This is a genomic window from Paenibacillus sp. JT22N1, assembly GCF_059692155.1.
In genome coordinates, this window is sequence record NZ_JCAUAW010000010.1 from 113,504 (window position 1) to 127,096 (window position 13,593).

The 13,593-nt window shown below is 44.5% G+C and carries 12 protein-coding genes; 2 read left to right on the forward strand and 10 right to left on the reverse strand.

The window, feature by feature from the left end; all coding sequences use genetic code 11:
• Window positions 1-7: 7 nt before the first annotated feature.
• From asnB to AC58UU_RS19730, 6 genes are all read right to left on the reverse strand, one after another.
• Entirely contained in the window at window positions 8-1,882 is a 1,875-nt protein-coding gene (gene asnB, locus AC58UU_RS19705; RefSeq protein ID WP_497318600.1) for an asparagine synthase (glutamine-hydrolyzing), read from the reverse strand.
• Window positions 1,883-2,255: 373 nt separating this feature from the next.
• Window positions 2,256-3,536, reverse strand: a complete 1,281-nt coding sequence (locus AC58UU_RS19710; protein ID WP_497318436.1) for a hemolysin family protein — start codon at window positions 3,534-3,536, stop codon at window positions 2,256-2,258.
• Between the two features lie 85 nt (window positions 3,537-3,621).
• Window positions 3,622-5,688, reverse strand: coding sequence for a peptidoglycan D,D-transpeptidase FtsI family protein (locus tag AC58UU_RS19715; RefSeq protein ID WP_497318437.1), 2,067 nt, complete (start codon window positions 5,686-5,688; stop codon window positions 3,622-3,624).
• A gap of 18 nt (window positions 5,689-5,706) precedes the next feature.
• The gene (locus AC58UU_RS19720) at window positions 5,707-6,429 is read right to left on the reverse strand and encodes an HAD-IA family hydrolase (protein ID WP_497318438.1); all 723 of its coding nucleotides are present in this window, start codon (window positions 6,427-6,429) and stop codon (window positions 5,707-5,709) included.
• A 172-nt stretch (window positions 6,430-6,601) separates the two neighbouring features.
• Complete coding sequence (locus AC58UU_RS19725) at window positions 6,602-7,750, reverse strand: transglutaminase domain-containing protein (RefSeq protein ID WP_497318439.1); 1,149 nt, start codon at window positions 7,748-7,750, stop codon at window positions 6,602-6,604.
• Between the two features lie 32 nt (window positions 7,751-7,782).
• Window positions 7,783-8,217, reverse strand: a complete 435-nt coding sequence (locus tag AC58UU_RS19730) for a hypothetical protein (protein WP_497318440.1) — start codon at window positions 8,215-8,217, stop codon at window positions 7,783-7,785.
• Between the two features lie 321 nt (window positions 8,218-8,538).
• Here AC58UU_RS19730 and AC58UU_RS19735 point away from each other — a divergent pair, with 321 nt between their 5' ends.
• Together AC58UU_RS19735 and AC58UU_RS19740 are read left to right on the forward strand one after the other, a co-directional pair.
• Window positions 8,539-9,705 (forward strand): MFS transporter, encoded by a 1,167-nt coding sequence (locus tag AC58UU_RS19735; protein WP_497318441.1) that lies wholly within the window; start codon window positions 8,539-8,541, stop codon window positions 9,703-9,705.
• Window positions 9,706-9,874: 169 nt separating this feature from the next.
• Window positions 9,875-10,228, forward strand: a complete 354-nt coding sequence (locus AC58UU_RS19740) for a ribonuclease M5 (protein ID WP_497318601.1) — start codon at window positions 9,875-9,877, stop codon at window positions 10,226-10,228.
• Between the two features lie 21 nt (window positions 10,229-10,249).
• On the opposite strand, the gene AC58UU_RS19745 is transcribed toward AC58UU_RS19740, so the two are convergent.
• The 4 genes from AC58UU_RS19745 to ureG all read right to left on the reverse strand — a co-directional run bounded on the left by AC58UU_RS19745 (window position 10,250) and on the right by ureG (window position 13,590).
• The gene (locus AC58UU_RS19745; RefSeq protein WP_497318442.1) at window positions 10,250-10,882 is read right to left on the reverse strand and encodes an SCO family protein; all 633 of its coding nucleotides are present in this window, start codon (window positions 10,880-10,882) and stop codon (window positions 10,250-10,252) included.
• Between the two features lie 17 nt (window positions 10,883-10,899).
• A complete protein-coding gene (gene cyoE / locus AC58UU_RS19750) occupies window positions 10,900-11,877 on the reverse strand; it encodes a heme o synthase (protein ID WP_497318443.1) in 978 nt (325 codons plus the stop codon).
• Window positions 11,878-12,083: 206 nt separating this feature from the next.
• Window positions 12,084-12,938, reverse strand: a complete 855-nt coding sequence (locus tag AC58UU_RS19755) for an urease accessory protein UreD (protein ID WP_497318444.1) — start codon at window positions 12,936-12,938, stop codon at window positions 12,084-12,086.
• A complete protein-coding gene (gene ureG / locus AC58UU_RS19760; RefSeq protein ID WP_497318445.1) occupies window positions 12,931-13,590 on the reverse strand; it encodes an urease accessory protein UreG in 660 nt (219 codons plus the stop codon). Before ureG ends, AC58UU_RS19755 begins: the two co-directional genes overlap by 8 nt.
• Window positions 13,591-13,593: the final 3 nt, after the last annotated feature.

The following is a 13,593-nucleotide window of genomic DNA, read 5'->3' on the forward strand; positions in this document are numbered from 1 at the left end:
AGTAGACCTAGTAAGCAGCGAGCACTTTCTTAGGCAGTTCCTCCATGAATGTCACATGCCAGAGGGCAAATATATAGATAGTCCAAATGCGGCGAGCATAGTCGCCCTGATTATTACGATGCTTATGCAGCATGCGCTCCACAGCGTTGATGTCAATATAATCCTCAATCCCGCTGGACTTAATTTGCTCTAGGACCATATCGCCCATCGAACCTTTCATCCAATCGCGCAGCGGTACCGGGAAGCCCAGCTTCGGACGGTTCAGGATGGGATCAGGGATAATACCTTCCATCGCCTTGCGGAAAATGTATTTCGTCGTTCCATTCGCGATTCGGTACTTTGCTGGAATGCGGCGTGCCACTTCGAACAGCTCCTTATCGAGGAAAGGGACACGCAGCTCGAGTGAGTGTGCCATCGTCATCTTGTCAGCCTTCATCAGAATATCGCCAGGCATCCATAGATTCATGTCGATATACTGCATCCGGCTCACTGGATCAAGATGCTTCGTCTTGCTGTAATAATCGCCAGCAATTTGCACTGGATTCTTATAGTTGCGCAGCATCTCACTATCAAGGCGCAGCACCTCCGCTTTCATATCCTCGGAGAAAATCTTGGCGTTGCCGAGGAAACGCTCCTCAAGCGGTGTCGTGCCTCGCAGTAAGTAGTTGCGGCCCTTCACACTGCTTGGCAGCATCCGGGCAAAGCGGTTCAACATGCGCTTCACCGATGGCGGCAGCTGGTCGATCGGACGCAATGATTGCGGCTCGCGATAAATGCGGTAGCCGCCGAACAGCTCGTCCGCGCCTTCGCCGGACAGAACAACCGTCACTTGCTCGCGCGCAAGCTTCGCCACGTGATAAAGGGCAATGGCCGATGGATCGGCGACAGGCTCGTCCTGGTGCCAGATCGCCTTCGGCATCGTGCCGAAGAAATCATCCTGCGTGATGATTTTGTCGTAATGCTCTGTGCCGAGTGTCGCAGCCGTTTGGGCGGCAATCGGCGTTTCATTGTTGGCACCTTCGAAGCCAACGGAGAACGTGCGGATCGGTTCGATATTCCGCATATGTGTAGCAATCGCCGTCGAGTCAATCCCGCTCGACAAGAAACAGCCGCGATCCACATCACTCACCATGTGGAGCTTGACCGAATCCTTCAATGTTTCACGAATTTGTTCCACGTACTCGTCAAACGGGCGCTCCTCCGGCTCAAACATAGGATCCCAATATTTATGTATCGACATTTCTCCGTCGAACGTTATTTTGACCGTATGCCCTGGAGGAAGCTTATGTATGCCATGGAACATAGTGTTAGGCTCCGGCACGTATTGAAAGGTCAGATAGTTCAGCAAGCTGTCCGTATGGATCAACCGGTTCATGCCGTCCGCAGCCAGCAAGCTCTTAATTTCGGAGCCAAACAAGAACTGACGGTCATTGACATGATAGTAAAACGGCTTAATGCCGAAGTGGTCTCTCGCACCGAACAGCTGCTTCTTTTTCTTGTCCCAGATAACGAAGCCAAACATGCCGCGCATGTATTTGACGCATTCCTCTCCATACTCCTCATAGAGGTGAACGATAACCTCCGTATCACTTTGCGTGCGGAATTGATGTCCACGCTCCTGCAGCATGCTGCGCAGGGCTTTATAATTATAAATTTCCCCGTTGAAAATGATCCACACAGAATCATCCTCATTAGCCAAAGGCTGATGTCCTTCTTTCAGGTCAATAACAGACAAGCGGCGAAAGCCAAGACCAATTCGATTATCCGTCCAAAAACCTGAATCGTTCGGACCCCGATGAACAATAACATCTGTCATTTGCTGCAACATTGCAGTGGTTGGTTCTCTATCTTCAAAATACATTACACCCGTAATACCACACATTGTGAAACTCACTCCTCCGTACCATTCATCATCAATCTTTCTATTCGACAACCGATATATTAGTATACCATATCTGTCCGTCATACTGGAAATGCGATGAAAGTACGTGAAAGCGCTGTATCCTATAGAAAAATGATGGAAATCAGAAGTCGCTTTAATGAAGCTGATAACCTGGTTTTTTTCATACATTCCTCCACCTTTCCTCTATGCATAAAAGTTTGCCTCGTGCAACTTTTAGGGTGGAAAATGTCCTTTCCCCTACACTAGGATATGCTCAAGGATGGGAAACGGTTCCTGCACTTGTGTACGGCTTGATTAAGCATAGAAAAAGGACCTGCTTCCGCAGATCCCCATTACTAATCATCATTAATGATTACTGTTTGATAATTTCAATTTTACGGATTCGATTGGCGTCTCTTTCACGTACAATGAATGTCAATGAACCGTACTGCCATTCTTCACCTATTTGCTGCTCCGGTTGCTTGCCATACAACCAACCACCGATCGAGTCCACATTCTCATCAACAATGTCAATTCCTAATACATGATTGACCTCATTTAACAAGGCGGTACCTTCCACAGCATAGTGATTTTCTCCTAAAGACTCTATTTCTTTTTTTTCATCTTTATCAAATTCATCACGAATTTCACCAACAATTTCCTCCAGAATATCCTCAATCGTTATCAGACCTGAAGTTCCCCCATACTCATCCAAAAGCAGCGCAATATGAACATTTTCTTGCTGCATTTTCTTAAGAAGGGCTTTGACTGGCATAACTTCCGGAACAGTCATCATCGGTTGAAGCAAAGATTTAAAATTAAAATCCGGGTTACTGAGGTAACTCAAGAAAAACTGCTTGGTATTAACGAACCCAATAATATCATCTTTGTTTTCTTTAGCAACTGGAAAACGAGTGTATTGTTCTTTCGTAATAATACTCATATTTTCTTCCAGCGATTTATTAGCATAAAGGCAAATCATATCCGTACGCGGCACCATAATTTCCCGAGCCAGCAGTTCATCAAACGAGAAGACTCGATTCACATAACGAAACTCAGTCTTATTTATTTTACCGCTCTGATAACTATCCGATAAAATAATACGAATCTCCTCTTCCGAGTGTGCTTCTTCATGCTCACCTGCAGATTTAATGCCGAAAATCCTTACCAGCTTGTTCGCCGACCCATTTAACATCCAAATGAAAGGATACATGATTTTATAAAACAAAATAATGATAGGAGCTGTTAGTAAAGAAATGGCTTCTGCCTTTTGGATCGCTAACGTTTTAGGCGCTAGTTCACCGAGTACAACATGGAGATACGTGATGGATAAAAACGCGATACTAAATGACAAAATGTGAGACAAGCTTTCTCCAACTCCGATGAAGTGGAACAATGGGTTGAGAAGCTTTTCCACTGTTGGTTCACCGAGCCAACCAAGTCCCAAGGCCGTAATCGTGATGCCAAGCTGACAAGCAGACAAGTACCCATCTAAATTAGAGGTAACCGTTTGTACAGCAAGGGCATTTTTCTTACCTTCCAATACCATTTGATCCACTCTACTGGGGCGAATTCGAATAACAGCGAATTCAGTAGCGACAAAAAAAGCGGTGAGTAGGATAAGAATTGCAATTAAGAACAAATTGATAAGCATAGTTACCGTCCTTTAGCTTGTTTTCATGACTTCGCGGGTTAGTTTAACCTTGCCGCGGCAAGCTATTTTCAGTAATCCTAGTCAATTACCACGGCCTTTTCCCGCCGCCTAGCTTCGTCAGAATGCCGTCGTTCGCTGCGTCATAAGCCTCAAAGATTTTGGCTGCTATCGGGGATGCGCCGTAGCGTCCGAATCCACCTTCAGGTACAACAACTGCAACGGCAAGTTTTGGATTCTCTACGGGAGCAAAGGCGATGAATACGGCGTTTTCTACCGTGCCTCCCGATACTGCTTGCGTCGATGTACCTGTTTTGCGTGCTACATTATACGGTAATTCCTCAATGCCCTCGGCGCCACTTTTCATCCCATGAATAATGACATTCCAATCTTCTTTAGCAAATTCAGAGGAAAAATCCTCAATAACCTCCGGCTCAACCTTTTTAACTAATTCACCCTGGTAGTCCCGAATTTCATCTACAAAAAGAGGCTTCATACGTTTCCCGCGACTGGCCAGTGTAGCTGTGTATTGAGCAAGTTGCAGTGTTGTCGTTTTTTCATTCTGTCCCCATGAGGCGTAGACCATTGCGGATTGGTAACTATCTTTTTGAGCATTTTTAATAAAATCGTTGGAACCTGCAAATTCACCAGGAAGACCGCTTCCTGTTTTCACGCCCATACCGAATTTCGCAAGGTACTCTGCCCATTTCGCTGTAACCTTTGGAGTTTCTCCCCCATATTTCAAATAAAAGGGAATGCCCACTTTTGCTGACATATACGTGTTAGAAGAGTGTTCAATAGCAGACGAAGCATTAATCGGTCCATAAGCAGCTTTACCAGAGTTAGAGATTGTGCTGGTGCCACCCTTACCAAAGCTAAAAGATCCTGTATCGTAATAGTCCTCATAAGCGCCGAATAATTTCTCCTTAAGACCTATTAATACAGACAAAGGCTTAATGGTTGAACCCATAAATACAATGGAAGAAGGATGCTTCGCATTTTCTTTCTCATCTGGATATTTGGATTTGGCCGTCATAATTGAGCCATTAGAAATATACGTACCAATTTCTTTGTAAATATTTGGCGAAATACCTCCGGTCCAAGCATTAGCATCGTAATCTGGATAGTTTGCCATAGTGACAACCCGCCCCGTATCCACTTCCATCGCAACGGCAAAACCAGAAGAGGCCTTCATCCCGGTTTTCATATACAGATCATTGGCATGAGTGGGACTGCGTAAATATTTGATATGTTCCTCCAGCATTCTCTCTGTTGCCTTCTGGATATCTTTATTAATCGAAAGATATAGATTATTCCCTTTGATAGGTGCTGTCACTTCAGCTCTTCCGATAATTTTCATAGCCGCATTTACTGGATATTTCCTACTCCCGTTTTTACCGCGCAGCTCATCCTGATACATACGTTCAATGCCGTCAAATCCTACATTTTCTGTGTTCAGGTATTCTTCGCTATTTGGGCTATCTTTATAGATATCTTTGGCCGTTTGCGTAGAAAATGATTTTAAATATCCAACTAAATGCGTAGCAATCGTGGTCTTGTTGTTGTCATCATCCAATTCATAAGTACGGATACTCTCCTCCGTCACTTCAAGCCACTTAAATTCATCTCGGTGCTCTAGTAAATAGGCCATTTCCTCTTTGGACAAATCTGCTTTAATCCGCCGCGGTACCCAGTAATAACTAGGGTCTTTCACCTTATTTTTATTAATATCGTAACCTAAATCCATCGCTAGAACGATCTCTTCTGGTGTTGGGCTGACCGAATTCGGTTTGGCATATTTATCAAAAACATCAACCTTTAACCGCTGAGCTAGTGCAATCACTTCATCTTTGTTTTGTTGACCTGGTTCAATACGGAAAAACAAGGACTGAACAGGAATCGTATAAGCCAGAGGAGATTTTGTAGAGTCGTAGATATTGCCTCGAATGGGAGCGATACTCGTGGTCTGATTCGTATTCGTATTTTCTGCCGCTTTGAGATCTTTGGCTTGAACGAATTGTAAGATAGCCAATCGTACGATTAATATCGAAAATAATAAAAATGTTATAAAGAAAAATATATTGATCCGAAACGAAAAGTGCCGCTTTTTGGTAATCTCTTTTTTCTTCGGATCATCCATAATGGATGACTTCATCGCCTCTCAGATCCTTTCTTACGCTATGGCTTGTTCATGAAACAGCTCAAGCAGGGAATGAATACCCTCCCCTGTATGATAGGAATAACGGATAATTCGCACAGCATCGATACCGACTTGATTGGGCGCCCAGATATCATTCGTTTCATGGTCGCCGATATAAAGAATATCCTTAGCCTCTAACCCTGCCCTTTCCAGGGCAAGCTGGAAAATCGCTGGATCTGGCTTCTCTAGACCAACTTCTGTTGAAACAATGACGGGGTCGAAATCATGCAAAATTCCCTTATCCTCCAATATGGCTTTCAAGGTAGGAGCAAAATTGCTGATAATCCCAATTCGAAAACCTTGGGCCTTCAAACCATCTAAAAAGGGCTTAACATCATCAAACAATTCATAATACTCAGGTGCCGTGTAAATGTCGTAGAGCTCGTGGCAGCAGGCATAAATCTCTTCCTCTGTCCACTCCTCGTGAATGCCCAATTTATGAAGCACGTATTTATATAGATTGACCCAGAACTCACGATCTGACTCTGGACTGCAAACCACGAAATTATCTTGCTTATTCACATAATAAAAAAGACGAAAAGCTTCCGTAAATAGTTCACTAATATGAGCTTCATCACGATCCACAGATCGCAATTGTAAATACTGTTTGAGTATCGTCTGGGCTGCTGGAATCGTAAGTAAAGTGTCCCCAGCATCTAAGTAAATCATCTTATATTCTTGAAGTGGTTTCCGCATACAATCTCCCTCATTCTTATAAACAATCCTATCTTATTAGTGTACCACATTTAATCATCATATGAGAAAACCCTCCAGATCTATCCATGATTTCCCTTAAAAGATCGGTCGCCTTAAACAAAAAGAAGCCCATCTTTGATCTCCAAAGGAAAGGCTTCTTACTAATACTTTTTTAAGCGTCCTTGATATGAGTCTGATCAAAGTTAGGCGGATTGAACCAGTTGCCACCGCTTGCCACCCAGGTGGAATCTAGCGGAACCCAGTGCTCAGACTCCTTCAGGTAAACCTCATTCCAAGCGTGAGGCCCATAACTGCCCTGCCCGTCATAGCCTAGCCCCGTCACAACTTTCACATCAAGGCCGATGGATCTGGCCATCTGTGCATACAACCTAGAGTAGTCTATACAAACCCCTTCCTTGGTGTTGAAGGTATCCTCCGGCGTCTGTTCCTTCCAGATTCGTTTCTCTTCATAAAGAGTTACCTTATCCCAATCATATTGGATGCGGCTGCCTACCCATTTATACAACAGCTTGGCCTTCTCTTCATCCGTCTTCCCACTGGCGGTTACTTCTTTTGCCGCATCTGCAATATTGCCTGGAATTTTCGCGTCTAGAACCTCATACTTACGCTGAAGGATATTCGTAAATTCCTGTTCCACAGCACGTGTGAACACAGGCACCTTGTCGGCAATGAAGTCAACTGTGAAGGGTGAAATTACTTCTTTTGCACCTTTCTGATACATCTGTGAGGATTCAATGTAAGGTGTGACCAAAGAGTGCGGGAATAGCGTTACATAAATGAAAAGCACGGCAATAAGAATGAGCGCCCTAGCGAATCCTGCGACAGAACCAATGGCTCCACCAGAGACAGAACTAATAAAAGAATTGCTTCGCTCCCTGTCAGGATCACGATTAGCCAACCAACTTCCTAAAAAGGGATCAACCAATAGGTTCAGCAATTGCTTCACGATCATATAGCCAAGTAAAAACAATACACCGAAACGAAGCAGCGGGAAATCGCGGATACTCGTCATGGCTGTATAATAGATTTGTTTAAGCATGCTTATCTCTACGAATGGAATTTGCAAATCCTGCCCTTTCAACCAGGTTTGAATCACAGGCGATACCCACTGGACCCCTTTCCACGCGATAAACATGGACAGAATGACGATAACCGCCTCCACGAGCATAGACAGAAGATGCTTGGCTGAACCTGACCCTCCCCGGAAAAACCCTTGAACGACAGAGCCTACAAATGTGAGAACGATCACGATGGATATTAAATTTATCGAAGTTGATTGTAACCACGTCATATCCGCCATGATTTCTCACCATCCTATTTTTTATAATCTTCTTACTGCTTTGCGTTTTTCTTTGCTTGCTCGATGAAAGCATTAACGGCTGCGTTCGCGTTCATCTTAAATGTTTTACCAAGGAAGGTGACTTGTACTTCATCCGTCCCTGCTTTGCCTTCCACCTTTAAGCTCTTCGTCGTAATGAGAAAGGAACCGTCAGGATTCGCTTTAAATTGGGCATCTTTAGCTTCCGAGGTTAACGTACTGACAGCCTTATCTTTGATTTCATCACCGACTTGCGTGATCACGCTTGCCCCAATATCCTTTATTTTATCCTTATAGCTCGCTCCATAAACGACAAGAGCCCCAACAATCGCGATGACCAGAATCCATTTCACCACAGTTTTCACAATACCGATCACGATAAAAAGCACAATAATAGCAGCTACAATTAAGTACCAACGATCCTGCGCGAAGGAAATCCACTGATCCAAACTAACCCCTCCTAATAATCCAAAAGTCCCTTCCTATCATACTACAGGGAATCCTTAATCTTCATCTCTTTTTTTCCTTAACAGGGCTAACTTTCGTTCTATCTCCTCTGTTTTATCGACTCTACTTCTTGTCTTTCGAAAAGACTGCCTCAAGCGAAAAATCAGGAAAATAGCCGCGCCAGCGAGTAAAACAATCACATATGCGTCCATAAAGCCTCCTAAAAACAGAATTGTGTCATTTGTATGGAAAGGTCATATCTATGGGACGAGCGGCGTACATCTTAAGAAGAGACAAGTCTAAATGATTGAGGTGGTGAGAACATGCGAACAGCTATTTGGTTGTACTTATTTATGTTTGTTGCTTTTTTTGATTTACACGCGCAGTACCCGATTCTTTCTCCCTTCGCCTTATCTTTAGGAGCAGCTCCTTCATTTATAGGGCTAATTATGGGCGTATACTCAATTACACACTTGCCTGGGAATCTAATCGCTGGCTATGGCGTAGACAAATACGGAAGTAAAATCTTTATTGTCTTAAGCCTGATTGTAGCAGGGATCATCTTACTTTTTCAATCCAACGTGAAAGATCCTTGGCACTTGCTATACATTCGTTCGATTAGCGGATTCGTACTCGCCTTCTTATCCCCTGCTTGCTTATCGCTGCTTGCACGCATAGCCAAGGATCGCATCCATCAAAGTAAACTGATGGCTGGCAATGGTCTCATACATACCCTTGCTTCCGTGGTATCTCCAGCAGCAGGCGCTGTGTTAGTTGCCAAAATCGGGTTTACAACAGCCTTCTCCGTGTTAGGTTGGATTCTTATTATCACAGGCATACTTGCCATCTTCGGTGTGAAAGAAAAGCAGCTCCTAGCGCAAACAGGGAGCAAATCCCCCATCTTAGATCACCATGGTCATGGCATGCTGAGTGATGAATCAGATCTACCCGCCAGCGTAACGATACCGTGGTTATTCTTTCTCATTCCGATGGCACTCTCCTGCTCGCAAGGCATTCTTTTCTTTGAGCTTCCACTAATGCAGTCGGCCAGAGACTCTATCCTAACGTCTGGCGTTTTTTTCACTTTAATCAGTTTAGGTGCCCTGTTAAGCATCAGCTTCTGGTTCTTAAATAAGATCCCTCCGTTTATCCGAACGGTCTGTGGTAGTATATCGCTTGCGATCGTTTTCTTCGGTTTAGCCATTCAGTGGCCGATACCGCTCACCGTTTCCCTTTTCCTAATCGGAATGGCGAAAGGTGTCATTTATCCCGCTCTCGCTGCCCTTCTTGCCGGTATAACAAGCAGCAATCGATATGGACGCGTCTTTTCCCTTCTTTCCATCTCCTATTCCGTTGGTGCCTTTATCGGTCCCATGATGGCCGGACAGCTTCGCGACCACATTTCCTCTTACTTCATCGCGTTTTTCGTCTTAATGTTAGCACTTTCCCTCTTACCGCTGCGCACATTTAAAACGCCTATCACGACTTAATTCCCCTATAATATGGCGGCTTGAGCTTATCAAGCCGTCTTTTGCGCTGTCAATCCCTGTCATTTCCCGGGAAATTACACAATCATATTCGCCAAATCGTCGAATGAAATCCTTGGATCACTTGCGAAAACGGGTTATACTACAAAAAAACCTAAAGCGAGGAAATCCCATGTCGATTGTCATCATTGTAGAAGGTAAAAATGATAAAAGCCGGTTAAAACGTGTGGTTGATGAAAGTGTCATGATCCTCTGTACATTCGGTACCCCCAGCTCATTAACTCTGGAAGAACTGAGAAAAAAAGCGGAAGACAATCCTGTTTTCATATTTACGGATAATGACTCTTCCGGCAAAAAAATACGTTTTCTATTGCGAGAAACGTTTCCAGACGCAGAACAAATATATACGCGTAGAGGGTATGCTGGCGTGGAAGGAACACCTGAGGAATACATCATTCAGCAATTAGAAAAAGCAGGGCTGGATGAGTATATCAAATACCCTGCTCCAGACCCTGCTTTTGAATAGTTAATACCATGAAGGATTGACTTACTTTCCTTTAGATAAGGTCACGACATCTTTGACAATATGGTCAACATCCAACTCTGGGTTGCTCGCATCATAATAATTCCGGAGTTTTCCTTTTGGGTCAACCAGCAAAATTGCATTCGAATGCGAGAAATTACCATCTTTCTCTTTGATCACCATAATGCCGAAATCTTCAGCAAGCTTGTGAATTTTCGATTCCTCACCACGCAGGAATGTCCACCCACCCGGAACTGGCTTCGATTCAAATCGGTTACCGAATTCTTTAAGCACTTCCGGTGTATCTCGTTTTGGATCGACTGTTATCGAAACAATTTCCGCTTTAGTACCCAGCAAATCTTTTTTCTTCAAAGATTCCTGAACCTGAGAAAGCAAGAAAGTCGTCGGCATGCAAACATCGGGGCAAAAGGAATAAAAGAAGTATACAAGTCTAACCTTACCATCCATATCCTGAGAGGCAACTGGTTTACCATCTAAGTCCTGCAGTTGAAAAGAAGGAGCTTGTTTCATTGCTGTTAAGCGTTGGTCAGGTTCACTGCCGTTAGCCCATAATTTATATGCAAATGATGCAATCATGGCAATTAAAATAGCGCCCAGCGCTAGCTTAAACCAATTTTTCCCGATAAACGTATTCATTACTTCAGCCCTCAATTCTAACTAATTTTCACAGTATCAATGACCATGAGGAACGATAAGAGAGTTAAATACAACAGAGAGAAAAGGAACATACGCTTTGCCCATACAACTTCTGCCTCACCTGTTGCTTTAAAGCCTTTGATACTCATGAAAGCCCAAATCAATCCTAAGATGGTTGATGCGAATAAAAATAAATAACCCAGGTATCCATAAGCCGTTAACATCACGGTTACAGGAACAAGTAAAACCACATAACGCACCATACTGATCTTGGTCACGTAAGTCCCCTTCACGACGGGTAAAAGCGGGAATCCTGCAGCGCGATATTCTTCCATACGGCGAATCCCAAGAGCCCAGAAATGCGGAGGCTGCCAGAGGAATAAGAAAGCAAAAAGGAGAATAGCACCTAGATCAACCGTACCACTTACAGCACAGTACCCAATAACGGGAGGTGTTGCACCAGAGAATGCCCCTACGAATGTACTCCATACCGAAGTTCTCTTAAACCATGCTGTATAGAGCCAAACATATAAGAACAGTCCAATCAGTCCGATCAACGTTGCAAGAGGCGATTGTGCTCCAAAATATAGGACTCCCAGACCGATCGTTCCTAAAATAATACCGTACCATAGAACGACATTAGCACTCATTCTCCCGCTTGGAAGAGCTCTATTCTGCGTCCGCTCCATCTTCGCATCCATTTCACGGTCCAAATAATTGTTGAGCACCGTTCCTCCTGCCATTACAAGAGCTGTTCCTAGCATGGTCATAATAAGGTGTACCCAGCTTACATCCCAATGGGCCGCCATCCAATAGCCAGCAAAAGCTGTCATTAGATTGGAATAAATAATGCCTGGCTTAACCAAGCGATAAAAATCTTTCAAGGTCACCGGCTCAGCCGATGCTTGTATATTGCTAGCTTCTATGGATTCTGTCCCAATGGTCCCTTGTGACGAACCGTTCGAAACGCTTTCGTAGCTAACTTGATTTTCCACGTAAACGTCCTCCTCTATGTCGAATTTCCGAGCAAACTGAATAATGAACATTCTCATCATACCAACCCTTACATCGTTTGACAATGAAGTGCAGTCAGTTGTCATCATATTGTCGATTCTCCTTCCAGTATGCGTGGAAATTGATCGGAACATTCGATTCCATGGAAAAAGGAGCCATCAGGGCTCCCTTCAATAAGTTAATCCTATTATTTATTAACCATAAGTGGCGTTAATGCTAATAAGCTGCGGCGAATATCATGCCATGCCTTCGTCAAAGCCAGCTGTAATTCCCAAGCATGTCTTCCCATGACTGTGACGATTAAACCGTATTTATTCGTAAGACTAGCTCCGATGCGGACCTCTACACCTTCAAGCTTCTCAAGACTCTCCAATACTTTCTCGAGATGCAGCTGTTTAAGACGGTCCGAGAAAATGTACAGACTACCGAGATGTGTCTCCCGCTCCCAGCAACCTGGCGCTGATAGCTGCATGGTCTGTGGTTCAATTCTTTGATTCTGATAAAAAATCAATTCATTGCCGTACCAGACTTTCATACGATTCATATAACGAGAATACTGAAATACTTCGCCTCGCTGCGTTCGTCCCGGACAGCATACATCCGAGAAAATCAATGCAGACCCCGGTGATAAATGAACATCCATTTCTGCTGCTAGACTTGCATCCTTATAGAGCATTAAGGGCTCTGGTATGTATTCCAGCAGCGAGTTAGCTTCCAAATGCAGCCTCTGGCGCTGTGTGCTTCCTTGACCAACCTCAGACGGATGCACCTTCGTGAACGATTGGTTCGTTAGAAAAACACGTGCGCCCTCTCCAAGGCGCACGTTGATTTCATAATGATCCCCCGACATGAGTCCTGGGGAGCAGTCCATCATATAGACGCCCAATTGATCCGCAGGATGGGCATCCTGGATGAGCGTTTCGTTCTCGTAACGAAACGTTTTGGCGATTTTGAGCGGGGAGGCGTGGTATTTGTGGACGAGCTGCGTCAAGCCGCTGCGTACCGCAAATTCCGCCTTAATCTCCCCGGTCACGCTAGGCATGGCTGAACTCCTGTTCCACCCATGTGACAATATCGTCCAACCCTGTACCGCCCATAAGGTTTGAGAAAATATACGGACGGTCGCCGCGCATCTTCTTCGTATCCGAATCCATTACTTCCAGGCTGGCACCTACATACGGAGCTAGATCGATTTTGTTGATAATGAGCATATCGGAACGCATAATGCCAGGACCGCCTTTTCGCGGTATTTTCTCCCCTTGGGCGACATCTATAATGTAGATGAAACGATCTACCAGCTCTGGGCTGAACGCAGCAGCCAAGTTGTCGCCACCGCTCTCGATGAAAATAATATCGAGATTCTCGAATCGATTCTCCAGCTCTTCGATGGCTTCGAAATTCATCGAAGCATCCTCACGGATTGCTGTATGCGGGCATCCGCCTGTTTCTACCCCAATAATGCGATCCTCGGGCAGTGCCTCGGAGCTAATCAAAATACGGGCATCTTCCTTCGTATAGATATCATTCGTAATCACCGCAATACTGTAGCGGTTGTTGAGTTTCCGAGCCAGACGTTCCACTAGCGCTGTTTTACCAGAGCCAACAGGTCCGCCGATTCCAATGCGCATTGGGCGACTCCGATCCACAGCAGGTTTTTCCCATTGGTGGTGATGATGACCTTGACCTTGACACATAGT

Coding starts and splice junctions, on each gene's coding strand:
- AC58UU_RS19720 (WP_497318438.1), bottom strand. CDS start 6,429: ATGCGGAAACCACTTCAAGAATATAAGATGATTTACTTAGATGCTGGG.
- AC58UU_RS19725 (WP_497318439.1), bottom strand. CDS start 7,750: ATGGCGGATATGACGTGGTTACAATCAACTTCGATAAATTTAATATCC.
- ureG (WP_497318445.1), bottom strand. CDS start 13,590: ATGTGTCAAGGTCAAGGTCATCATCACCACCAATGGGAAAAACCTGCT.
- AC58UU_RS19735 (WP_497318441.1), top strand. CDS start 8,539: ATGCGAACAGCTATTTGGTTGTACTTATTTATGTTTGTTGCTTTTTTT.
- AC58UU_RS19710 (WP_497318436.1), bottom strand. CDS start 3,536: ATGCTTATCAATTTGTTCTTAATTGCAATTCTTATCCTACTCACCGCT.
- AC58UU_RS19715 (WP_497318437.1), bottom strand. CDS start 5,688: ATGAAGTCATCCATTATGGATGATCCGAAGAAAAAAGAGATTACCAAA.
- AC58UU_RS19740 (WP_497318601.1), top strand. CDS start 9,875: ATGTCGATTGTCATCATTGTAGAAGGTAAAAATGATAAAAGCCGGTTA.
- AC58UU_RS19755 (WP_497318444.1), bottom strand. CDS start 12,938: ATGCCTAGCGTGACCGGGGAGATTAAGGCGGAATTTGCGGTACGCAGC.
- asnB (WP_497318600.1), bottom strand. CDS start 1,882: ATGTGTGGTATTACGGGTGTAATGTATTTTGAAGATAGAGAACCAACC.
- AC58UU_RS19745 (WP_497318442.1), bottom strand. CDS start 10,882: ATGAATACGTTTATCGGGAAAAATTGGTTTAAGCTAGCGCTGGGCGCT.